General features: G+C 61.0%; 21 protein-coding genes and 1 tRNA gene. 5 read left to right on the top strand and 17 right to left on the bottom strand.

All coding sequences use genetic code 11. The features are described from left to right. Positions 1-6: 6 nt before the first annotated feature. From PHW99_RS13220 to PHW99_RS13300, 17 genes are all read right to left on the bottom strand, one after another. Positions 7-327 (bottom strand): addiction module antidote protein, encoded by a 321-nt coding sequence (locus PHW99_RS13220; RefSeq protein ID WP_300178280.1) that lies wholly within the window; start codon positions 325-327, stop codon positions 7-9. Next, the gene (locus PHW99_RS13225; RefSeq protein ID WP_300178283.1) at positions 324-650 is read right to left on the bottom strand and encodes a type II toxin-antitoxin system RelE/ParE family toxin; all 327 of its coding nucleotides are present in this window, start codon (positions 648-650) and stop codon (positions 324-326) included. The genes PHW99_RS13220 and PHW99_RS13225 overlap by 4 nt, the downstream gene beginning before the upstream one ends. 616 nt (positions 651-1,266) lie before the next feature. Next, on the bottom strand, positions 1,267-2,502 hold the full coding sequence (locus PHW99_RS13230; RefSeq protein ID WP_300178286.1) for a tyrosine-type recombinase/integrase: 1,236 nt from the start codon (positions 2,500-2,502) through the stop codon (positions 1,267-1,269). Between the two features lie 184 nt (positions 2,503-2,686). Next, positions 2,687-2,776 (bottom strand) — tRNA-Ser (locus tag PHW99_RS13235). A gap of 29 nt (positions 2,777-2,805) precedes the next feature. After that, the gene (locus PHW99_RS13240) at positions 2,806-4,104 is read right to left on the bottom strand and encodes a tryptophan--tRNA ligase (protein WP_300178289.1); all 1,299 of its coding nucleotides are present in this window, start codon (positions 4,102-4,104) and stop codon (positions 2,806-2,808) included. Positions 4,105-4,149: 45 nt separating this feature from the next. Then, positions 4,150-4,818, bottom strand: coding sequence for a site-2 protease family protein (locus PHW99_RS13245; RefSeq protein WP_300178292.1), 669 nt, complete (start codon positions 4,816-4,818; stop codon positions 4,150-4,152). Between the two features lie 46 nt (positions 4,819-4,864). After that, positions 4,865-5,488 (bottom strand): L-threonylcarbamoyladenylate synthase, encoded by a 624-nt coding sequence (locus tag PHW99_RS13250; RefSeq protein WP_300178294.1) that lies wholly within the window; start codon positions 5,486-5,488, stop codon positions 4,865-4,867. A gap of 3 nt (positions 5,489-5,491) precedes the next feature. Further along, positions 5,492-6,376, bottom strand: a complete 885-nt coding sequence (locus tag PHW99_RS13255; protein ID WP_300178297.1) for a DMT family transporter — start codon at positions 6,374-6,376, stop codon at positions 5,492-5,494. A 5-nt stretch (positions 6,377-6,381) separates the two neighbouring features. Beyond that, a complete protein-coding gene (locus tag PHW99_RS13260) occupies positions 6,382-6,558 on the bottom strand; it encodes a hypothetical protein (protein WP_300178300.1) in 177 nt (58 codons plus the stop codon). Positions 6,559-6,631: 73 nt separating this feature from the next. Next, on the bottom strand, positions 6,632-7,630 hold the full coding sequence (locus tag PHW99_RS13265; RefSeq protein WP_300178303.1) for an ABC transporter substrate-binding protein: 999 nt from the start codon (positions 7,628-7,630) through the stop codon (positions 6,632-6,634). A gap of 7 nt (positions 7,631-7,637) precedes the next feature. Next, entirely contained in the window at positions 7,638-8,549 is a 912-nt protein-coding gene (locus PHW99_RS13270; RefSeq protein ID WP_300178306.1) for a hypothetical protein, read from the bottom strand. A gap of 27 nt (positions 8,550-8,576) precedes the next feature. Beyond that, on the bottom strand, positions 8,577-9,566 hold the full coding sequence (locus PHW99_RS13275) for a TRAP transporter substrate-binding protein (protein ID WP_300178309.1): 990 nt from the start codon (positions 9,564-9,566) through the stop codon (positions 8,577-8,579). Between the two features lie 43 nt (positions 9,567-9,609). Then, a complete protein-coding gene (locus PHW99_RS13280) occupies positions 9,610-11,481 on the bottom strand; it encodes a TRAP transporter large permease subunit (protein ID WP_300178312.1) in 1,872 nt (623 codons plus the stop codon). Continuing rightward, positions 11,481-11,795, bottom strand: coding sequence for an NIPSNAP family protein (locus PHW99_RS13285; RefSeq protein WP_300178314.1), 315 nt, complete (start codon positions 11,793-11,795; stop codon positions 11,481-11,483). Before PHW99_RS13285 ends, PHW99_RS13280 begins: the two co-directional genes overlap by 1 nt. 222 nt (positions 11,796-12,017) lie before the next feature. After that, the gene (locus PHW99_RS13290; RefSeq protein ID WP_300178317.1) at positions 12,018-12,893 is read right to left on the bottom strand and encodes a 3',5'-nucleoside bisphosphate phosphatase; all 876 of its coding nucleotides are present in this window, start codon (positions 12,891-12,893) and stop codon (positions 12,018-12,020) included. A 39-nt stretch (positions 12,894-12,932) separates the two neighbouring features. Continuing rightward, complete coding sequence (gene recJ, locus PHW99_RS13295; protein WP_300178319.1) at positions 12,933-14,660, bottom strand: single-stranded-DNA-specific exonuclease RecJ; 1,728 nt, start codon at positions 14,658-14,660, stop codon at positions 12,933-12,935. Beyond that, on the bottom strand, positions 14,657-15,601 hold the full coding sequence (locus tag PHW99_RS13300; protein ID WP_300178322.1) for a hypothetical protein: 945 nt from the start codon (positions 15,599-15,601) through the stop codon (positions 14,657-14,659). The genes recJ and PHW99_RS13300 overlap by 4 nt, the downstream gene beginning before the upstream one ends. 62 nt (positions 15,602-15,663) lie before the next feature. Between PHW99_RS13300 and PHW99_RS13305 the strand changes: the two genes are divergently transcribed. The 5 genes from PHW99_RS13305 (at position 15,664) to PHW99_RS13325 (ending at position 21,203) form a co-directional block, all read left to right on the top strand. Next, positions 15,664-16,920, top strand: coding sequence for a lipoprotein-releasing ABC transporter permease subunit (locus tag PHW99_RS13305; protein ID WP_300178326.1), 1,257 nt, complete (start codon positions 15,664-15,666; stop codon positions 16,918-16,920). Beyond that, positions 16,913-17,755 (top strand): lipoprotein-releasing ABC transporter ATP-binding protein LolD, encoded by an 843-nt coding sequence (lolD, locus tag PHW99_RS13310; RefSeq protein WP_300178330.1) that lies wholly within the window; start codon positions 16,913-16,915, stop codon positions 17,753-17,755. Before PHW99_RS13305 ends, lolD begins: the two co-directional genes overlap by 8 nt. A 24-nt stretch (positions 17,756-17,779) precedes the next feature. Beyond that, positions 17,780-18,694 carry a TatD family hydrolase gene (locus PHW99_RS13315; RefSeq protein WP_300178333.1) on the top strand — a complete coding sequence of 305 codons (915 nt, stop codon included), beginning with the start codon at positions 17,780-17,782 and terminating at the stop codon, positions 18,692-18,694. Between the two features lie 378 nt (positions 18,695-19,072). Beyond that, positions 19,073-19,738 carry a hypothetical protein gene (locus PHW99_RS13320; RefSeq protein WP_300178337.1) on the top strand — a complete coding sequence of 222 codons (666 nt, stop codon included), beginning with the start codon at positions 19,073-19,075 and terminating at the stop codon, positions 19,736-19,738. A gap of 19 nt (positions 19,739-19,757) precedes the next feature. Beyond that, on the top strand, positions 19,758-21,203 hold the full coding sequence (locus PHW99_RS13325) for a hypothetical protein (protein ID WP_300178341.1): 1,446 nt from the start codon (positions 19,758-19,760) through the stop codon (positions 21,201-21,203). The last annotated feature ends 267 nt before the right edge of the window (positions 21,204-21,470 follow it).

The following is a 21,470-nucleotide window of genomic DNA, read 5'->3' on the forward strand; positions in this document are numbered from 1 at the left end:
AGACGATTACGCAGCCACGGGTTCCCTGCACACTTCCAAGTGAAGGCCTGCACCACGCACCACGGCAAGGAATGTTTTGATGGTCGGGTTACCCGTTGGGCTCAAGGCGCGGTAAAGGCTCTCACGGGGTATGCCAGCACGTGCGGCTACTGCGGTCATGCCTTGCGCCTCTGCAATGTGTCGCAGTGCTGCCAGTAACGCAGCTTGCCCGCCCGGTAGTTCGGCTTCTTCCAGGGCTGCGGCAAGATATTCGTTGGCAAAATCCGGGTCTGCCTTGAGCATGGAAATCACCGTTTCATCATGGCTCACGTCTCGCGGTGCATTCATGGTTTACCCCTTTGTTTCCAGTCTTTCAAATATGCAATGGCACGTTCAATGTCACGGTTTTGGTTGGACTTATCGCCACCGCACAGCAGTAGCACCAACACCGGGCCCTGCCTGCTCATGTACACGCGATAACCCGGGCCAATGTCAATTTTTAGTTCCTGAACCCCGTCACGTAGCGGCTTGCAGTCCCCAAAGTTGCCAGCGGCCATGCGGTTGACTCGCACCAGAATGCGGGCCTTGGCCTGTTTGTCGCTCAAGCCCTCCAGCCAATCGGCATAGGGCCTATTGCCGTTACCGTCTTGGTAGGTGATGGTTTTAATCATTGAAGTGTGCATTATGCGTTACATAGGCCATCCAATCAACTCCAACATTACCCGGTAATGTGTGGTGGTGGGTCAGCGCCGTATCACTGTGCAGGCGTGTGCAAGGCAACTAACCAGACAAGCAGGCCACCACAAAACCACGCGGCCCGGTGGTCGGGTTCCAGGGGGATACCCATCGCGCTCGTTTCCAATGCCATCCAATATAGGCCAGCAGGCCAAGCACCCCCCTATAGGTACTCTTGGGGCAAAACAGCATGCGGGTAATTCGACCCCCGCGCTCACGCTAGTGGCTGGTTTTTTGGAAAAGTGAACGAATTGGTGTACGGCGGTGGCAAAAGGTGAACGGGTTGGGCCGCAGGTAGGGGATGGGCTGGGCAAATGGGAGCAGGAAATAGGTAAATGATTGAATAAATTTCATCATATAAAAGTGTTCCCACTCTGTTCCCACTTTGTTCCCAGTCCTAAAACGGCGCTAACCCGCATGGTTGCTGGGTTTCTTCGGTTTGTTCCCAGTGTCCCAAGTTTTTCCGGCGGTAGCAGCCGGTAAAAATTGCAAAAGGCGCAAAAAAACCGCCCGGCAAGTGCTGCGGGGCGGTTGGTTGGGGGGCGGCTGGTGTCAGGCGGCACGCTGGGGGAGCTGGATCACGTCAGCGCCTTTGCGCAGCTTGTCCAGGGTGTTGGCCCAGGTGACCATCATGGCGGTGCGATCTGCCAGGTAGGTGGCGTGGTTGTAGGCGGCGCTCACCTGGTCGCGCTCCTGGTGGGCAAGCTGCAATTCAATCAGATGGTGGGCGTGGCCTTGTTCGTGCAACATGGTCGAGGCCATGCCCCTGAAGCCGTGCCCTGTCATACGGCCCTTGTAGCCCATGCGCTCCAGGGCTTTCAGAATGGTGTTGTTGCTCATGGGCTTTTGGTGGTCTCGCTCACCGGGGAACAGCAGGGCGCGGCCATTGGATGTGGTTTGCAGAATTTGCAGCACCTCAACAGCTTGCGGGGCAAGGGGCACGATGTGGGGGGTGCGCATTTTCATGCGTTCTGCGGGTATACGCCATTGCCCGGCTTCAAGGTCGAATTCATCCCAGTGGGCGGCGATTAGTTCGCTTGTGCGCACAAAGGTGAGCGCCAGCAGCTTCATGGCGAAGCGGGTGTATGGACTGCCTTGGTAGGCTTCAATTTTGCGCAGCAGCTCGGGCATTTCCTTGGCATCCAGCCGGGCATAGTTTTCCTTTTTGTGGGGCTTGAGTGCGTCTGACGGCTTCACGTCTGCGGCTGGGTTGCGCTCAATCAGGCCATGGGCCACGGCATAGCGCAGGATCTGGCCACAGGTTTGCAGGCTTCGCTTGGCAATGTCAATCGCCCCGCGTGCCTCGATACCCTTAGCCATGGCCAGCAGAGCGGGGGCGGTGATGCTGGTCAGCGCACGGCCACCCAAGGCCGGGAATACATCGGCCTCAAGCCTGCGCATCACGTACTCAGTGTGGCGGGCGCTTTTGGTGCCTTTCCAGTGGTCAAACCATTGCCGGGCCACGGCTTCAAAGGTGCGTGCATCGTTGATGGCCTTGGTCAACTTGGCTTCGCGCTTGATCTGGGCGGGGTCATCGCCACCGGCGAGTGCTTCGCGTGCCTTGTCACGGGCTTGGCGGGCTTGGGCCAGGGTCAGGGCAGGGGGAGTTTTGCCATAAGCACCAAGGGCCAGCACCTTTTCTTTGCCGCCAACGCGATATTTCCAGCGCCACAGCTTTCCGCCTGTCTTGGTCACTTGCAAATAGAGGCCTTGGCTGTCAGCCAGGCGAATAAATCCACGATCAGGTGGGCAGCTGGATTGCTTGCATTCGGTGTCTGTGAGAGCCATTTGGGGGTATTTTTTCTGGGGGTATCGGAAAAGCCCGATTTATACCCCCAAAAATACCCCCAATAATTTTGGCTGTCAATGTCCTTCCTTGACCGTTATTGACAAAAAAACCCCCGTAACTCATTGAATTACGGGGGTTTTTTTATTTCTGTTGGACTTCGTTGTCCGTTAAAAACATCATCCTTGGCGGAGAGGGAGGGATTCGAACCCTCGGTAGTATTGCTACTACGCCTGATTTCGAGTCAGGTACATTCGACCACTCTGCCACCTCTCCGCAACTCGAAGCCGCGATTGTACAGTGGCTTATTTGGCTTTTGCTTCACGCAGGGTGAGTAAAGCATTTTCCAGATCACTCGCCGAGACGCCAGTGGCCAGTTCAAGCTGATCGGTCATGCCGGCCAAGGCGCTGGCGCCCTGGGTTTGCAGGGTCGCAATGGTTTGTCCGGCGACCTTGGGGGCGGCAAAACCCCGGCTTTGCAGCAGCAGCCGGCCATCGCCGTCCTGCAGTTTGAAATAAAACTGGCCATCGGCCTCGCGGTATTGTTTGAACACCGGCAGCGCCACCTTGGTGGTCTTGTTGCCTGCCGCTTCTTTGGAGCGCAGGTCGCGCAACCCCACGGCGTGGCGCAGTTCGGCCATGAACGGGGTGGCGATGGCACGCGCTTTGGCGGCGCCGGCTCGCAAGATGGCTTCAATCTTGCCCGGGTCGTTGATCAGGGCCAGATAGGCGGTGCGCATCGGTGCGATTTCCTGATCAATCCGCTCAAACACCAGCTGTTTGGCCTCACCCCAGGCGATGCCGTCGGCAAAAGCCTGTTTGAGCGTTGCGGTTTCTTCGGCGCTGGCAAAGGCCTGGTAAATCTGGAACAGGGCCGAGCCCTCGGTGTCCTTGGGCTCACCCGGCGCCCTGGAATCGGTGACGATGCTGGCAATCAGCTTTTGCAGCTGTTCACGCGGCGCAAACAGCGGGATGGTGTTGTCGTAGCTTTTGCTCATCTTGCGGCCATCCAGGCCGGGCAAGGTGGCCACATTGTCTTCAATCGCGGCCTCCGGCGCCACAAAGTGCACACCATACCGGTGGTTGAAGCTGTGCGCCATGTCGCGCGCCATCTCAATGTGCTGCACCTGGTCACGCCCCACCGGCACCTGGTGGGCATTGAACATCAGGATGTCCGCGCCCATCAGCACCGGGTACATGAACAGACCGGCGCTGACGTCGGCGTCGGCATCGGTGCCGGCGGCGGTGTTCTTGTCCACGGCGGCCTTGTAGGCATGCGCACGGTTGAGCACACCCTTGCCCAGCACGCAGGTCAGAAACCAGGTCAGCTCAGGAATCTCGGGAATGTCGGACTGGCGGTAAAACACCACCCGCTCGGGGTCGAGCCCACAGGCCAGCCAGCTGGCGGCGATTTCGAGCGTGGAGCGCTGGATGCGGACCGGCTCGTCGATCTTGATCAGGGCGTGGTAATCCGCCAGGAAATAAAAACTCTGCACTTGGCTGCGCTGGCTGTGGCGCACAGACGGGCGGATGGAGCCCACGTAATTGCCCAGGTGGGGGGTGCCAGAGGTGGTGATACCGGTCAGAAAACGCTCAATACTCATGGGGAAATCGTCAATCACAAAAAAACATGAACAAGCCAGGCCACTTCAGCCGGCCAGCAGGGCCAGCGGCGTCAGCAGCACATCGATCAGCTTGTAGCTCAGGCTCATCAAGGGGCGCATCCACAAATTGCTGACCACACCGGCCAGCACCAGTGCCATCACAATGAAAAACCCCCATGGCTCAATCCGTGACACCAGCATGGCCTGACGATAGGGCAGCAGGCCCACCAGAATGCGGCCGCCATCCAGCGGCGGCAGCGGAAACAGGTTGAAGACAAACATCACCACATTGACCAGAATGCCGCCTTGCGCCATTTCAATGAAAAACGGCTCGCTCACGCCGCCGGCCTGCAGCAGGTAATAGAACACGCCCCAAAGCAGAGCCTGGACAAAATTGGCCGCCGGCCCGGCCAGCGCTACCCACACCATGTCCCGCTTGGGGTGGCGCAGATTGCCAAAACGCACCGGCACCGGCTTGGCATAACCGAACAGGAATGCCCCCGAAGTGGCCACATACAGCAGCAGGGGCATCAGAATGGTACCGATCGGGTCAATGTGCTTGAGCGGGTTGAGTGTGATGCGCCCGAGCATGTAGGCGGTGTTGTCACCAAAATGCCGCGCGGCGTAGCCGTGCGCCGCTTCGTGCAGGGTGATCGACAGCAGCACCGGAATGGCGTACAGGGCGATGGTTTGAATCAGGTGGGCAAAGTCCATGACGCAATTGTCTCAGGGCAAGGGGTGATGAAAACGCTCGTCGGGTTCACAGGCCCAACAATGCCAGTGAACCACGGCCCTCGCGGATGATGACGGGCTCGCTGTCGGTCAGGTCCACCACCGTGGTGGGTTCACGCGGGCAGGCACCGGCATCGATCACCGCCGCGATGCGCCCGCTGTAACGTTCGCGAATCTCGTCGGCATCGTTGAGTGGCTCGGTGTCGCCGGGAGGGATCAGGGTGGTGGCCAGCAACGGGGTGTTGTGCAAGGCCAGCAGCTCCTGCAACACCTTGTGATCGGGCACACGCAGGCCAATCGTCTTGCGTGACGGGTGGCTCAACCGGCGCGGCACCTCTTTGGTGGCTTGCAAAATGAAGGTGTAGGCCCCGGGCGTGGCGGCCTTGAGGCGGCGGTATTGCTGGTTGTCGACCTGGGCGTAATTGGCCAGCTCGGACAGGTCGCGGCACAGCAGCGTCAGGTGATGCTTGTCGTCCACTCCCCGAATCCGGCGCAGCTTGTCGGCCGCGGCCTTGTCGTCCAGATGGCAGACCAGCGCATAGCTGGAATCGGTGGGCACCGCCAGCACCTCACCCTGGTCAAGCAGGGCGGTGGCCTGCTTGAGCAAGCGGGGCTGCGGGTTGTCTGGGTGGATTTCAAAAAGCAGAGGCATGGCCTATTGTCGCTTGCCCGAGGCTTCCCGAATCGTCAGCAGGGCATTGCCCACACCGCTGGCAGCAATGACGGCAAGGCCGGCCCAGGCGAAGGCATCGGGCACATGCCGAAACACCAGCCAGCCGGCCAGTGTGGCAAAGGCGATCTGGGTATAGAGATAGGGCGACAGCACCGCGGCGCTGGCGCGGTTGAAGGCACGAATCAGCATCAGGTGGCCAAAGGTCCCCAGAAAACCGATCAGCACAAACCAGTGCCAATAAGTCAGTAAGGCCGTGGTGTTCCAGCTGTAGACGGCCAGTGGCGTCATGACCACGGCGCCGACCAGACCGGTGTAAAAGTGGGTGGTATAGGGGCTTTCATCCGCACTGAGGCGGCTGGTGAGCACCTGAAACCAGGCGTAGGTGATGATCAGCAGCAGCGGAAACAGCAGGGCCCAGCCAAACACCTGGCCCCCCGGGCGCACCACCAGCAACACACCGCCCAGGCCGACGGCCATCACGACCCAGCGCAAATGGGTAACGTGGGTCTTCAGGACCAGCGCGGACAGCGCGGTGGCCACCATCGGTGAGAGCATGACCATGGCGGTGAATTCACCCACCGGCAGGTACTGCAAGGCAAAAAACGAACACATGCTGGTGCACAGCAACAGCACCCCGCGCAGGGTCTGGAACCGTGGGTTGGGGGTGCGCAGCAGCTCCTTCTTTTGCACCGGAAAGCGCAGCGCAAAGGTCACCACGGCCTGAAAGGCGTAACGAAACCACAGCAGCATCAGCAGCGGCGCGAGTCGGGTGGCATGTTTGGTGGTCGTGTCCAGCAGGGCAAAACACAGGGTGGCTGAAACCATCAGCAAAGTGCCGCCGCCGTGGTGGGTTTTCCAGAATGACATGCGTTTCAGGCCGTGGTCTGGAACAGCGGGTACGCGGGACGGGCGTTCCGGATGCGGTCTGGATGACCCGGCATGCCGAACCGGACGACAGCCTGTTTGAGCAGGTGTGGCTGCAGGTTGAGCGGATAGGTCTTGAAAAACTGGAGCATGACCCATTGTCGCTTGCCAGCTTGAACAGTCATCTGTTCTGCTGATTGGCGGCGTGATCAGTGCGCTGGCGATATGGGCAGGGAGATCTGCATCGGGTTGAGATCGCTACGACGTCAGGTAAACCCAGTTGTTGACGGGAAGGTCATTTGGAATGAAACCATGTTCAAACAGGAAATGCTGAAAGAACGCCAAGGCATCGACCTGCTCCTGGATCAGACCCAGGCCAAGTGTTGTGTGTAAATTGGGGCCATTGGATGCCAGTACGGCTTCTTCCGAGCACCCCATCTCGCGTGCCACAAAGCGCAGCGTGTCTGCAGGATGCGCGTCTGCCCATTGGCCGGCCAGATCAACCAGAGATACCAATTGCGCGACGATATCTGGGCGCTCCTGTACCAGCGTGTTGTCTACCGTCAGGGTGCGCGGGCAGCCATTGTTGACGCGGATGATCGGGTCCGGGTGACGCCCGGTTTGTACCACCAGTTGGGCACCAATCAGGTTGGCGATAAAGATGCCCTCAGCACCTTTCACAAACATGGCATCCACTTCACCCTTGACCAGCGCTGCCAGTTCCTGAAAATAGGGTTGGCGTCGGCGTAGTCCGAACAGATTGGACTGCGTGGTGGCCAGCAATGCAGGTTCGTGATTGGTGCAGTCCACCAGTTCCACGTCTTTCAGGTCCAGTCCCGCCGTGGTCAATGCGGACCAGATACCTTTGAGCGCTGTTGCACCATGAAAGTCAATCCGGTCACTGGTCCGCCGGGGGAGAGCGATTCGACGACCACGCAGGTCCCTGGCCTGGCCAAGGTGTGTGTTCCCGACAGTGATGATGGCCTGAAATTCGTCAGTCCAGCTCAGTCCCAGCAACCGCGTGGGCGCTCCATTGGCACGTGCCCAGAGGGCGGGAATATTCCCGCCCTGGCGTACAGACCACGGTAGATGGTGGGAAAAGTGGCTGCCTCTCACACTCTGCTGCGGACTGTCGAGCACGGACTGCACAACAACCCCGGCCGTTTTGAAGGCGTCGTCCAGCCAGCCAAGCTGGACCGCCAACCCCAGTGGCGACGGCACCGGGCAGCGGGTGTACCACAGCGTGTTTCCAGTCATTGGCCAATCAGGCGGCGACGGCTTCGGTTTCTTGATCGAGTTCCGGGACTCGCGGAATGTGGAAGCCATGAGGTTCCACCCATTCACGAATCCGTTTCAAGGAACCGCGCAAAATCTCGACCTCATCTTCCGGGCGGCTCGCCCCCAGTCCCCATTCTGCGGCAATTTCGCGCACGCGCCCGGCGTGAGCCCGGTCCTGCGGCGGCAGATTGATGACCGAATAAACACCGCGCAGCAGCACGTCCCGCAGCTTCTTGACGAACACTTGGCCAATGATTTCCTTGTCTTCGGTGGAAATATCCTTGGCGTGGTAACGCAGCAAAATGCGGCCGAACTGCACATGGCGCGCTTCATCGCGATCAATGAGCTTGCAGACTTGCCGAATTGATTCGAACTTGGCATTGCGGGTACGCGGGGTGAGCAGGTCACCGGACATGGATTCAAACAGCGCATTGAGCGCCAGTCCGGCCAGGAAGGGCAATTTGCGTTCATGATTTTCATCATGAAAGGTAGGAATGATCTCCTGCATGTAGCTCACGCGCGGGCTGGTGTGGAACTTGTCCAGCGCCTCGGCAATGCGGAACGAGCCTTCATGGTGACGCAATTCCTCATTGATGAAGTTGGTGATCTGCTGTTTGATTTCCAACGGTTGGTGGCTGGCAACCGCCTCCTTGAGCCGCTCTGCACCATAGGCAATGGCCACATGCTCCATCCAGGCGCGCAAGCTCCACCATTCCGCTCCGGCGGCGCGTACTTCGGGTGGCAGATCGGCTTTTTCCAGGTCGGAAAAATCGATGTCACGGGTCGGACTCCAGGCCAGTTCCACTGCGGACTGACACAGATGCCAGACTTCTGGATAGGTGACGCCGATGTTGATGGGATAAGGGTTGGGATTGTCAATACTGGTGCTGTAACTCATGGTGTGTCCTTGTGAGCGATGGAGGTGTTAACTACGCGCGATGGCTTCGATACGTTCCAGGCCGCCCAGTGTGGGCGCCAATTGCGTCCAGACCTTGCGCGCCCCTTCCTGCCAGCCTGCCAGGTTCTGGGCGGGTATCACTTTGCCACCGGCAGCGCTGACGGAGGCGACCGAGGTAGCTTCGTCCGCAATGATCAGGTCGTCAAACGCACGAGCGCCTTCCTGCCCAGCGGCAGCGAAAACGGCCCGTTCTTCCTCGGACAAGCTTTTCCAGAAGGTTTGCGACAGATACACAATGCCGGTGGCCCATATATGGCTGGTCTCGATCAAGTAAGGCACCACTTCATGCAGCTTGAAGCCTGCGTAGGCGGACTTGGTCAAGTCCATGGCATCCACCACGCCGGTCTTGAGTGCGTTATAGGTTTCGGTGATCGGAATGGCGGTGGGACGGGCGCCGTAAGCTTTCCAAAGCTCGGTGTGCAAGGGACTCTGGATCACACGGATACGTTTGCCACTGATGCCGGCCGGTGTGGCTATGGCTTCCTTGGCTAACAGGTGACGTGCCCCATAGTTGATGAAACCCAGTACCGTAAAACCCTGGGCGGCGAACTTGTCCTTGAATTCCTGGCCCAGTTTGCCGTCAAGCGCACGGCGCACATGGCTGCGGTCCTTGAACAGGAACGGTAAATCCAGAATCTGTGAATCCGGCACCCAGCTCGAAACGGCGGAGATGGTGGACAGGCTGGCCTGAATGGAGCCGAGTCGGATACCCTCGGCCACCTGTTTTTCACCGCCCAGCGCGGCATTCTGGACAATGCGGAAATCAAACCGGCCTGGCAGCCTTTTTTCCACTTGGTCGCGGATACGTTGCCAGATCTTTGTTTCCGGTTTGTCTTCGCCAAACAGTGATGCGACGGTGACTGTGCGTGGTGCGGCGTGGGCAGCGCTGCCGAGCAAGGTGGTGGCGGCAGCCGCACCCAGCAGGTGATTGAAATGACGTCGGTTGAATTTTGTCATCATGAAGTCCTGTAAGTTGAGTTGGAATGGAGTCGTGGAAGAATCAGCGTAGTGCCCAGACGGCGGCAGCTATGGCCAGCAGAGCCAGGACGACAAGCAGCGCGCCCAGCAGCGGCAGACTGGCACGGAACACAGTCGCGGCGGGCAGTCGCATGACGTTGCTGGTGACATACACCAGCATGCCGACGGGTGGCGTCAGGCCACCAATCATGAGGTTGACCACCAGGATCACGCCAAAGTGAATCGGGTCGATACCTGCAGCAACTGCCACCGGCAACATCAACGGAGCCAACAACAGAATGGCTGCACCAATGTCCAGCACACACCCGGCAACCAGCAGGATCAGGTTGGTGGCCAGCATGACACCAAAGGCACCACCGCCGATACCCGTGATGGCCGAGGTCACGACATCCGGCACCCGGTCAACCGCCAACAAAAACACCAGTGGCGCGGAACAACCAATCAGCAAACCGACGGCGCTGGCTTCGCAGCCTGCCCGGACAAACACTTGACCCAGACCACGCCAGCGCAAGCTGGACTGACTGATCATGGCCACCGCCAAAGCGTAAGCAGCGGCAATGGCAGCTGCTTCCGTGGGGGTGACGACACCCATGCGGATCCCCATCACAATGATGAAAGCCATCCCCAGCACCGGCAAGGCGCCCCACCAGGCAGCCTTGCGTTCCTGGGACGTGGCGGTGGTTTCTTGCTTCAACTCATGTGACAGCAGGTGTAGCGCCAAGGCCAGCGTTGCCGCCAGAATCAGGCCGGCCACCAGGCCGCCCTGAAACAGTTCACCTACCGACAGGTTGGTTGCCGCGGCCAGAATCAAAAAGGCAATCGAGGGTGGAATGATGTTGGGCAACACCGACGTTGCTGCAACGATGGCAGCTGCCTTTTCCGGCGCATAACCTCGGGCGATCAGGGCTGGCGCCAGCACCTTGCCGCCAAACGCGGCATCCGCAATCGACGAGCCCGATACACCGGAAAACATGACATTGGTCAGCAAGGTGGTCTGGGCCAGTCCCCCACGGCGATGACCAACCAGGCAGGACGCCAGGCGTATCAGCCGCTCGGCCAGTCCACCAGATGCCATCAGCACGCCAGCAAGTAAAAAGAAGGGAATAGCCAGCAACAGGAAACGCCCCACCCCAGAAACAGCGTTTTGAACCACTGCCGGCTCCGGCAGCAGCCCACCCACGGGCAAAGTCCACAACAGCCCGGCGATCAGGGCATGCGGCAAGGGGGCACCAATCACAATGCCGAAGGCCGTCATGGCGGCGCCGATAGCGCTGGGCAGACCCACAGGCCAGGGGCCAAGCTGGTGTAATAACACGTACGTTGTGGCGCCAAGTACCCAACCGGACACCAGTTTGCTGGCCTCGATTGGGGGCAGGCTGGCCGCACGCAAAGCAGAGGTGAGCAGTGTCAGGGCGGCGCCCAGAATCACGGGTCCATAACGCCAGTTTTCTGGAACACCGAGGGTGTCGGACGTGCCGCCCAACATGTGCCAGACATCAGCCGCACCAAACAGGAACACGCACGCGGCCTGGATCACGATGGCTTCGACCAGCGCCTCCGCCAGCCATTGCCATTTGCCCTGCAAGCGTGCGCTCAGCAGGTCCAGCCGCATGGCCAATGCACCATTGGCAGCCAGCGGTAATCCCAAAAAAACCAGTGTCACATACAGCCACAGAGCCAGCTCATCGGCCCCGGCCAGACTGTTGGTGCCGAGGTAGCGGGCAGCGACGGCTGCCAGCACCACGGCGAGCAGCAGGGCCAGCACGCCGCCGGCGGCGGCACCGACGTATTTCTCAATCAAGTGCAGGGCAGCTGCAGCATGGCGCTGCCAGTGGGTGTTGGCAGAAGGAACGGGCATGCCGTTGATGGTGGGGGACAGGTTTGACATGGACATCAGCGCAAGGGAGAAAAGCTCGTGGGACGCAGCAGCCGGCTGCGCATGGACTGCACATAGGGAGAAGTCTTGGCGCGAAATGCCCACCACAGTGGGTCTGCCTCCAGGGCGCTGCGGCGTCGTTCCCGATCAGCCAGATCGTCGTACAGCCACATATGCACCACCTCGTTGACGGTGCCTGTGTCGGTGGTGAACCAGCCCAACAAGTGGCCCAGATGCTGGACCTGCAACGCCATCCCCTCGCGCACGTAGGTGTCCAGATAGTCCCGGACATGTGCCGGGTGGATCGAATAACTGCGTTCGTCAAGAATCAAGAATCACTCCAAAGGGGCTGCTGGATGTCCTTCGATCAAGCGCCGAAGGATCAGCTGTCCAATGTAGTGGAGGGGCTCTTGCCCATCAACGAAGTTTTCCGAGCTTGGTTATGCGATTTCCGAATGCACAGCGCGACCAAGCCGACCAGACGGAATCGGAGGGGTTGGGATCAAGCCAGCGAAACCGCCATCATGGCGTCCTGGTGGAGCGCGGTGCGGCGCTTACTCGGCCGGGTCCGGCGCGCGCCGGATGCGCGCCTCCAGCAACTGCCAGACCGGGGTCAGTTGCTCGGGCAAGGGCGGCAGGGCGCCCAGCTCGACGCGGCTCTCGTCGGGTGAGTGAAAGTCGCTGCCGCGCGAGGCCGCCAGGCCCAGTTCCTGCGCCATGTCGGCATAGGTGGCGCATTCGGCTACCGTGTGGCTGCCGGTGACGACTTCCATGCCTTGCCCGCCGTGGCCCTTGAATTCGGTGAACAGGGCAAATTCCTCGTTAGCGCTGAACTTGTAGCGCGCCGGGTGGGCCACCACGGCCAGGCCACCGGCGTCCCGGATCCAGCTGACAGCGTCCTTGAGGCTCGCCCAGCGGTGCTCGACAAAACCGGGTTTGCCTTCGGTCAGGTATTTGCGAAACACTTCATAAGTGTCCTTGCAGACACCGGTTTCCACCAGGTAACGGGCAAAGTGGGTGCGCGAAATCAGGTCGCGGTTGCCCGCGTATTTCAGGGCGCCTTCAAACGCCCCTTTGATGCCGACGCGGGCCAGGTCGTCGGCCATTTCCTGGGCGCGCTGGGCGCGCCCGCCACGGGTGCGCTGCAGGCCATGCCACAGCGTGGCGTCCTCGGCATCAAAACCCAGGCCGACGATGTGCACGGTCTGGCCCAGGAAGGTGATCGAGATTTCCACCCCGGTCAGGTAATCTAGCCCCACGGCGGCTGCAGCGGCGGCGGCGCGGGCCTGGCCACCCACTTCATCATGGTCCGTCAGGGCCCATAAGGTCACGCCATGGTCCCGGGCGCGTTGCGCCAGCTGCTCTGGTGTCAGGGTGCCGTCGGAGATGACCGAGTGGCAATGCAGATCAGCGTTGATGGCGGAGTTCATCGTGCCATTCTAGGGGGCAAGCCAAAGAGCCGCGGGCGGTCAGGGTAACTCCGCCGCCTCCACCAGGAAACGCACCTTGCGTTCACCGCGCCAGCTCTCGGCATCGAGCCGGAACGCCAGCCGCACGCGCTGGGGCAGCGGCTCGGTGTGGCCAAACCAGATGCCGTCCACCGGCTGGCCCTGGTGCTTGAGCTTGAGTGACAGGTGTTTTTCGCCCACCAGCCGCTGCGACACCACCTCCAGCTCTTCGCTGAAGGTGGGGGCGGCGAAGCCCTGGCCCCAGACCTCCTGATGCAGGGTGTCGACCAGGTCGACACGGCGGTATTCGGGTTTGAGCGGGCCGTCGGTGTCCAGGCGGCGGGTCAGGGTGGCGGCGTCGAGCCACTCTTGCGCCACCTCGCTGAGCCCGCGCTCAAAGGTGTCGAAATGGTCTTCGGCAATGGTGCAGCCGGCGGCCATGGCGTGGCCGCCAAACCGCAGCAACACGCCGGGGTAACGCTTGGCCACCAGGTCCAGCGCGTCGCGCAGGTGAAAACCGGCAATCGAGCGGCCCGAGCCCTTGAGCTCGTGGCCGTGGCCGGCGGCGCCGCTGCTGGCAAACACGAAGGCCGGGCGATGCAGCTTGTCCTTGATGCGTGAGGCCACGATGCCCACCACGCCTTCGTGAAAGTCGGGGTCAAACACACAGACCGCTGGCGGGGCTTCGGTGGTGTCGGCAAACAGTGACTCGGCCACCGCCAGCGCCTGCTCGCGCATCTGGCCTTCGATCTCGCGGCGCTCGCGGTTGATGGCGTCGAGTGTGCGGGCCAGCTCCAGCGCCCGGTCGGGGTCGTCGGTGAGCAGGCATTCAATGCCCAGCGTCATGTCCGACAGGCGCCCGGCGGCGTTGATGCGCGGCCCCAGCGCAAAGCCGAAGTCAAAAGTGGTGGCGGACTTGGCTTCACGCGAGGATGCTACAAATAACGCAGCTAGACCGGCAGGTAACGTCTGGGCTCGGATGCGTTTTAACCCTTGCGCCACAAGGCGGCGGTTGTTCGCGTCCAGCCGCACCACATCGGCCACCGTGCCCAGCGCCACCAGCGGCAGCAGGGCGTCGAGCTTGGGTTGATTGCCGGCGTCAAACACCCCGCGCTGGCGCAACTCGGCGCGCAGCGCCAGCAGCACATAAAACATCACGCCCACGCCAGCGATGGATTTGCTCTCAAAGCCGCAGCCGGGCTGGTTGGGGTTGACGATCACATCGGCATCGGGCAGCTCCACCTGACCGGCGCGCAGGGCGGGCAAGTGGTGGTCGGTCACCAGCACCTGCAGGCCCAGCGCGCGGGCGGCGGCCACGCCGTCGAAACTGGCGATGCCGTTGTCCACCGTGATCAGCACATCGGCGCCGCTGGCCTTGACGCGCGCGGAAATCGGCGGGGTCAGGCCGTAGCCGTCCTGCACCCGGTCGGGCACGATGTAGTCCACCTGGCGCGCACCCAGCAGGCGCAGGCCACGCACGGCGACGGCGCAGGCGGTGGCGCCGTCGCAGTCGTAGTCGGCAACGATGCAGAGTTTCTGGCCGGCGGCCATGGCGTCGGCCAGCAGCCGGGCGGCGTCACTGGCGCCTTTCAGGGTGCCGGGGGGCAGCAGCCTGGCCAGGGCATCGTCCAGCTCTTGCGGGCTTTGCACGCCGCGGGCGGCATACAACTGCGCCAGCAGCGGGTGGATGCCGGCTTTCTCCAGCGCCCATGCAGTGCGCGGCGGCACGTCTCTTACTATTAATTTCATAGCTTCTCAAGCAGGTTATATGCGGGCTGGGTGCCAAAAAGATGCTTGAACTTCTGCCAGGCCGACTGGGGTTGTGATAACCAGCTCTGGCCACTGCGCTCACCACACAACGTGAGTTGCACGGTCTCGCCCCGGCCGACGGCCTGCGCCAGCGCCTTGATTTGGTCGGTATCCAGGGCCTGCCAGGCCTGCACCCAGCCGGGCCAGTCTTCGGCCAGTGCCGCGCTGCGCAAGCTGTCGATGACGATGGGTTGCGTGGCGCTGTCGGGCGGCGCATAACCGGCTGGCAGGGCGCCGGTGCCGCTGAGCCAGAAGGAGTTGACCGGCACCAGGCCGCAGGCGGTGCGGGCGTCGTTGACCGGGTGGGTGTAGAGCAGCATCTGCATCTCGTTTTGCAGACGGCGCAGTCCGGCGGCGGCCTGGCCGCTGGGTATCCACGGCGCCAGGTTGCGGCCAACCACCCGGTCAGGCGAGGCGCTGGCCAGCGGCGCCAACAGCTCGCCTCGCGCCAGCCAGCGGCCAGGCTGGTCGGCGTGCAGGGTCAGGCCATCTTCTTCAAAATACGGCCGCATGGCGGCCAGCAGGGCGTCGGACTGCCCGGCATCCAGCCCGGGCAGCGGCAGGTGGCTCATGGCCACGTGGTGGCTGTTGACCTGCCAGTGGCACAGGGTGATGAAGCCCCAGGCGCCGCTGGCGTCCAGCGTACCGAGCTGGCGCGCCCGCAGCGCCGCCCAGGCGATTTGGCCATCGGCCACCGGCAGGCCCAGGGCCGCTGCCAGCGCGCGTTCATGGGGCGGTGATAGGCTGAAGTCGTCACCCGGGTCGCACGCCAGCGGGCTCAGGCGGGCCAGCAGGTGTTGCAGATGGGGTAGTTTCAGGGTGGGCAGGGCCGCCGCAGCGCCATCAGAGCAACTGTTGGCGTAGGGAATGATCAGGTGCATGACCCGGATTGTCCCGGATAATCACGACCCAACTCCCGGCGCCGTGGTGGCGCCCAGACCTGATGCAACTCCCTTTCGAACTTTCCCTTGGCTGGCGCTACACCCGCGCCGGCCGTGCCACCCGGCGCAACGGGTTTATCTCGTTCATCTCGGGGGTCTCCATGCTTGGCATTGCGCTGGGCGTGGCGGCGTTGATCATTGTGCTCAGCGTCATGAACGGCTTTCAGAAAGAGGTGCGTGACCGCATGCTGAGCGTGGTGTCGCACATCGAGATTTTTGCCCCCAACGGGGCGGCGCTGCCCGATGTGGCGCGTACCCTGCGCCAGGTCCGAACCCATGCGCAAGTGGTAGGTGCTGCACCTTTTATAGCTGCCCAGGCTTTGTTGGCGCGGGGAGAAGACATGAAAGGCACCATGGTCCGGGGCATTGACCCGGCCCACGAGCCGGAGGTGACCGATCTGGCCGTGGGCCTGAAAAATTCGGTGCTGGCGCGGCTGGTGCCCGGCGAATTTGGCGTGGTGCTGGGCGCCGAGCTGGCGCGCGGCCTGGGGGTGGGTCAGGGCGACAAGGTCACGCTGGTGGCACCCGGCGGCCAGGTGACACCGGCCGGGGTGGTGCCGCGCCTGAAACAGATGACGGTGGTGGGCACCTTTGATTCCGGCCACTACGAATATGACGCGGGCCTGGTGCTGATGCACATGGACGACGCCGCGCGGCTGTTCCGGCTCGAAGGCCCCAGCGGCGTGCGCGTCAAGCTGCGTGACCTGCACCAGGCGCGCGCCGTGGCGGCCGATCTGGCCAGCACACTGACCGACCAGCTGCTGATTCGCGACTGGACACGCCAGAACCGCACCTGGTTTGCCGCGGTGCAACTGGAAAAACGCATGATGTTCATCATCCTGACGCTGATCGTCGCCGTGGCGGCCTTCAACCTGGTCAGCACGCTGGTGATGACGGTCACCGACAAACGCGCCGACATCGCCATCCTGCGCACGCTGGGCGCCAGCCCGGGCAGCATCATGGGCATTTTTGTCGTGCAGGGCGCGATGGTGGGGGTGATTGGCACCCTGGCCGGCTTGGCGCTGGGGCTGGGCATTGCCTTCAACATCGATGTGATCGTGCCGGCGCTGGAGCAGTTGCTGGGCGCCACCTTCTTGCCGCGCGACGTGTACCTGATCAGCCGCATGCCGAGTGACCCGCAGCAGGGCGACATCGTGCCGATCGCCCTGATTTCACTGGTGCTGGCGTTCATCGCCACGCTGTACCCGAGCTGGCGCGCCAGCCGTGTCAACCCGGCGGAGGCCCTGCGTTATGAATAGTACCCCCACGCTCGGCACTGACGTGTCCTCCCTGAACGTGTCGTCGCCAGAGGCGACGACTCTTCAGGCTGTCCAAACCCGCGCAGGCGGGCTTGGAGCCGCAGCCTTCAGCCCCTCGGAGGCGCGTTTCCCCGGCGGCGAAACAATATCGCCACAAAAATTGGTGCTCAGCGCGCGTGGCCTGACCAAGCGCTTCACCGAAGGCCGGCTCGACGTGTCGGTGTTGCAGGGGGTCGATCTGGACGTGTCTGCCGGCCAGACGCTGGCGATTGTCGGCGCGTCAGGCTCGGGCAAAAGCACGCTGCTGCATCTGCTGGGTGGCCTGGATGCCCCGACCAGTGGTTCGGTCACGCTGCTTGGGCAGGATCTGGCGCACCAGAGTGCCGCCGAACAGGGCCGCCTGCGCAACCGGCACCTGGGGTTCGTCTACCAGTTCCACCACCTGTTGCCCGAGTTCAGCGCGCTGGAGAACGTGGCCATGCCGCTGTGGATTCGCCGCACCGACCGGGCCGAAGCCACCCAGGCCGCCAGCGCCATCCTGCAACAGGTAGGGCTGGCCGAACGGCTGCATCACCGTCCGGCAGAACTCTCGGGTGGCGAGCGCCAGCGGGTGGCCATGGCCCGCGCCCTGGTGACGCGCCCGGCCTGCGTGCTGGCCGACGAACCCACCGGCAACCTGGACCGCAACACCGCGCAAGCGGTGTTTGACCTGATGCTGGAGCTGGCCCGAACCCAGGGCACCGCGTTTGTGGTGGTGACCCACGACGCTGCCCTGGCCGCGCGCTGCGCCCGTCAACTCACGCTGGTGCAGGGGCGTCTGGCCGAAGCCGCCTAGCGGACACGGTGCGAAACAGGTGTCGTGATGCGCTGGATTGACACCCATTGCCACCTCGATGCACAGGAGTTTGGGGCTCTAGCCCAGGTAGAACGTGCCTCAGCTGCTTCTAAAAACGTAGCGCATTGCGTGTTCCCGGCGGTTGAGGTGGGTAACTTCGAGGCGGTGCGGCGGCTGGCCCATGCCGGGGCGGATGCCTACGCGCTGGGGATTCACCCGCTGTATGTGGCTGGCGCGCCGGACGATGCGCTGGCGCAGCTGGCGGCAGCCCTGCAACAGCAGCGCGACGACCCCCATCTGGTGGCTGTGGGCGAAATTGGCTTGGATTTTTTTGTGCCTGAACTGTGCGCCAGCCCGCTGCGTGAACGGCAGCTGGCGTTTTTCCGCGAGCAGCTCAAGCTGGCGCGCCAATTTGAGCTGCCGGTGCTGCTGCATTCACGCCGCGCGGTCGATCAGGTGCTCAAGGGCCTGCGTGATGTGGCGGGGCCGGGCGGGCAGTGGCGCGGCATCGCCCATGCGTTCAGCGGCAGTTTCAGCCAGGCGCAGGCCTTGATCGGGCTCGGGCTGAAACTGGGCTTTGGCGGCGCATTGACCTATGACCGGGCGCTGCAGCTGCGCCGCCTGGCGGCCACACTGCCGCTGGAGAGCATCGTGCTGGAAACGGATGCGCCCGACATGCCGCCGCACTGGCTCTACAAAACCGCGCAACAGCGCGCCGCTGGCGCGCCGCAAGGCATCAACAGCCCGGCCGAGCTGCCGCGCATCGCCGCCGAGCTGGCGGCCTTGCGCGCGCTGCCCCTGGCAGAACTGGCCACCGCCACCACGGCCAATGCCGTCGCCGCCTTGCCGCGCCTGCGCCGATTGTTGGCCAGCAGTCCGCGCAGCGCTACCAGGGTGCACACCACGTCAACGCCCAGGGCGGGCACAGGTGGGAAATAGCCATCCTCAGGTTACGCTGAATAAGTCCCGGCAAAGAACCCACACGGGGCAATAGCGGATCGAAGGTGGAGCGCATCACTTTAACCCGGCGTACCTGTAGCAGGCCAATGTGTTTCATCAGCCGTACGATTGTGCAGCGAGCAGCCGGTCCGCTAACTCCTTTTGTGTGATTTGTCGCCATCAACGCAAAGTCTTGATGCGATATCTCAAAGCAATGCGGGCGTCGACCGCGTGCTCGCTGCCTGCAATTGCGGTGGCATTTGGTGTGAATGATTGGGACTGGCTTGGGTTGGACACTCGCCCAATTGGCCTTATGTATACTGTCTAAGATACAAAAAATAATTAATTCATATATTGACAGCATGTGGGGGCAGGTACATGGGTTTCGGCATATTCATTGACAGCGCTGGGCATCAACGTCGGACGAAATGGGGTTCGAACTATTGGAAGCCGCTGGTCATTGCTACCCTCATTGCAGTGGGGGGTGGTGGCTGTACATCGTCAGACAAAACCAAGGAACGCGCGCAAGAGGTGATCAACAATGGTCTGAGCAAGCAGTCTGAATGCATCACCGCGAATGTGGGGCATCGCTATGACCCGACCAACGAACCAACAACTCTGGTTCTAAGAGCCCTTGAAGCAGCCAAACTGATTGAACTTGGCGCGATTCAAGAAAAGTCATGGCTTAACAATATCATCAAGGACGTACCTGCATACAAGCTGACGGAGGCCGGTAAAGCTTTTGTGCCTCCAGATACTTCAGCCTCTGTCTTACGAGCACCCTGCGTGCGTAACGGGCGATTCGAAGTTGTCTCCATCGAAGCCATTGACATAAACAATGATCTGACCGGGCAGTCTATTGCTAATGTACGGGCCCGTTTGAAGTTTGTACCTGAAGCTTGGTTCGCTTCCACCAAGACTGACCCAGCCTGGGTCAGTTACTGGAGCACCATGAAAAAAAACGAGCAAACACAGTGGCTCTACAGACTGGTCAAGTCCGGCGATGATTTTTTTTACACCGGACGGGCCGCAGCTTTGAATTAGCGCATTTCCGATATACACCATGATGAAACCGCACCACTTCCTCTTGCTTGCAGGTTTTGCATCCTTGGCCCAAGCCCAAGTCCAACCGACCATTCCTACGGTTGTACATGAACCCACCAAAACCACAACAACGTCGACCGTACCTGTACCTGTACAAAAGCCAATCACCATCTCTGACGCTGTAAAAAAGCCTGCTGCGCCCCCCAAAGTGTCATCCGTGTTGACCAAACCTTTGGTTCAGGAGGTTGCCCGTGTGCCGGTGGTTACACCTCAAGTTCCAGCGCCGAGCAAAGTGACGCAAGACTTTTATAAGGCTTTCGACAGTGGCAACATTGAGTTGGCTGATATGTTGTTCAAGCAGGGGGCTGATATCAATTGCACCAACTGTGGCAGTGTTTCACCAATGGGCGGTGCGGTACTTTATGGTGGAGCTTCCTTTGACTTGATCGGTTGGGTATTGGAACGTGGTGGCAATCCGAATATCGCCACGTTCAGACAGAACCAGGATGGAATGAGCGCTTTCATGACGTTCAACGCCAAATTGCGCGACCAGATGTTTAAGTACCGTGGAGGACTGCTACCACTGGCTCAGCGTTTAATTGATGCAGGGGCAGATGTTAAGTCGACCACTAATACGACGAAGCAGACGGTTTTGCATTTGTTGAGTGGGCGTGAGACAGCTTGGCTGTTTCCATCAACATCTGACTACAAGGCCATTTTTCTCAAATATATGGATATGCTGATCGCGGCTGGAGCGGATATCAATGCCAAGGACTTGGACGGTTACACCCCGGTAATGTTGGCAGCAAACTATTCATGTGGTGTGATGTTGCTCCAGGTGTACCAACAGCGTGGTGCTGACCTAAGCCTTCGGGCCGAGGACGGCACGACGGTGCGGGACATCGTTTACAAAAAAGCTATTGCGGGCGAAAAGAGATGCAATCCGGTATTGGCCTACCTAGACTCTGGTGCTCAGGTTGTAGCTCCCTTGTCAGCGCCAGCTCTCACGCAAGGTGATGTGGCGCACTTCGTCATGCCAGACAAATTGATTGGTAACTGGCGCGGCGTACTCAAATTGTCTTCGCCCACGATAACCACCATGGCTGCCACAGGAGAGGTCACTGCAGGAGGTGAGATTAACTTGAAAGCGGCCACCGGTGTGAATTCCCAGGGACGGATCAATACGATTCAGGGTGACCGCGTGGGAATGACCCTGCGTAGTCGTGCACCTCAGGGACAAAAGTTTCCCAATGGCAGCACGGAAACAGCGGAGTTCAAGGTCAACGGTTCTGCCAAAGACGGTGTCCTGCGTGGGGTGTACCAGGCCACTTATGATGCGGGCGAGTTCATCCTCTGCAAGGAAGGTATGGTGGCCATTCCTGAGTGCGATGCACCTGCTTCAGTCAATGATCTGGCACGTGCTGTAGGTGGATTGATAGGTGTGCTTAAAGCCATTGCCCAATAGGGAGGGTCCCATACATGAACATTGAGATAGTTCTCGGTGCCAACCTCCGGTCTGGAAACGCATGGTGCATGGTTGTATCATCTCTAATAGGTGATGGCACGCAGCTAACGAAGCCGTAAATAAACCCGCTTTCCGCACAAGCCGAGGGTGTACAGGATTTTGTGTAAATGGACAATTCCAACGGGGCACTGGCCCCATAGTCCGTAAACACAATGACAACCAAGAAACACGAAGTCCCCGAAGAACTGCTGGCCAGCCTGTTGGCCG

Origin of the sequence: Rhodoferax sp. (assembly GCF_028689305.1) — a bacterium.
Taxonomy (GTDB): Bacteria; Pseudomonadota; Gammaproteobacteria; order Burkholderiales; family Burkholderiaceae_C; genus Rhodoferax.

Bases quoted from the DNA above. Each gene is read 5' to 3' on its own strand.
- PHW99_RS13240 (WP_300178289.1), bottom strand. From the start codon at position 4,104: ATGAGTATTGAGCGTTTTCTGACCGGTATCACCACCTCTGGCACCCCC.
- PHW99_RS13275 (WP_300178309.1), bottom strand. From the start codon at position 9,566: ATGACAAAATTCAACCGACGTCATTTCAATCACCTGCTGGGTGCGGCT.
- PHW99_RS13260 (WP_300178300.1), bottom strand. From the start codon at position 6,558: ATGACTGTTCAAGCTGGCAAGCGACAATGGGTCATGCTCCAGTTTTTC.
- PHW99_RS13250 (WP_300178294.1), bottom strand. From the start codon at position 5,488: ATGCCTCTGCTTTTTGAAATCCACCCAGACAACCCGCAGCCCCGCTTG.
- PHW99_RS13245 (WP_300178292.1), bottom strand. From the start codon at position 4,818: ATGGACTTTGCCCACCTGATTCAAACCATCGCCCTGTACGCCATTCCG.
- PHW99_RS13265 (WP_300178303.1), bottom strand. From the start codon at position 7,630: ATGACTGGAAACACGCTGTGGTACACCCGCTGCCCGGTGCCGTCGCCA.
- PHW99_RS13305 (WP_300178326.1), top strand. From the start codon at position 15,664: ATGCAACTCCCTTTCGAACTTTCCCTTGGCTGGCGCTACACCCGCGCC.
- PHW99_RS13220 (WP_300178280.1), bottom strand. From the start codon at position 327: ATGAATGCACCGCGAGACGTGAGCCATGATGAAACGGTGATTTCCATG.
- lolD (WP_300178330.1), top strand. From the start codon at position 16,913: ATGAATAGTACCCCCACGCTCGGCACTGACGTGTCCTCCCTGAACGTG.
- recJ (WP_300178319.1), bottom strand. From the start codon at position 14,660: ATGAAATTAATAGTAAGAGACGTGCCGCCGCGCACTGCATGGGCGCTG.
- PHW99_RS13290 (WP_300178317.1), bottom strand. From the start codon at position 12,893: ATGAACTCCGCCATCAACGCTGATCTGCATTGCCACTCGGTCATCTCC.
- PHW99_RS13225 (WP_300178283.1), bottom strand. From the start codon at position 650: ATGATTAAAACCATCACCTACCAAGACGGTAACGGCAATAGGCCCTAT.
- PHW99_RS13325 (WP_300178341.1), top strand. From the start codon at position 19,758: ATGATGAAACCGCACCACTTCCTCTTGCTTGCAGGTTTTGCATCCTTG.
- PHW99_RS13255 (WP_300178297.1), bottom strand. From the start codon at position 6,376: ATGTCATTCTGGAAAACCCACCACGGCGGCGGCACTTTGCTGATGGTT.
- PHW99_RS13280 (WP_300178312.1), bottom strand. From the start codon at position 11,481: ATGTCCATGTCAAACCTGTCCCCCACCATCAACGGCATGCCCGTTCCT.
- PHW99_RS13320 (WP_300178337.1), top strand. From the start codon at position 19,073: ATGGGTTTCGGCATATTCATTGACAGCGCTGGGCATCAACGTCGGACG.
- PHW99_RS13230 (WP_300178286.1), bottom strand. From the start codon at position 2,502: ATGGCTCTCACAGACACCGAATGCAAGCAATCCAGCTGCCCACCTGAT.
- PHW99_RS13300 (WP_300178322.1), bottom strand. From the start codon at position 15,601: ATGCACCTGATCATTCCCTACGCCAACAGTTGCTCTGATGGCGCTGCG.
- PHW99_RS13270 (WP_300178306.1), bottom strand. From the start codon at position 8,549: ATGAGTTACAGCACCAGTATTGACAATCCCAACCCTTATCCCATCAAC.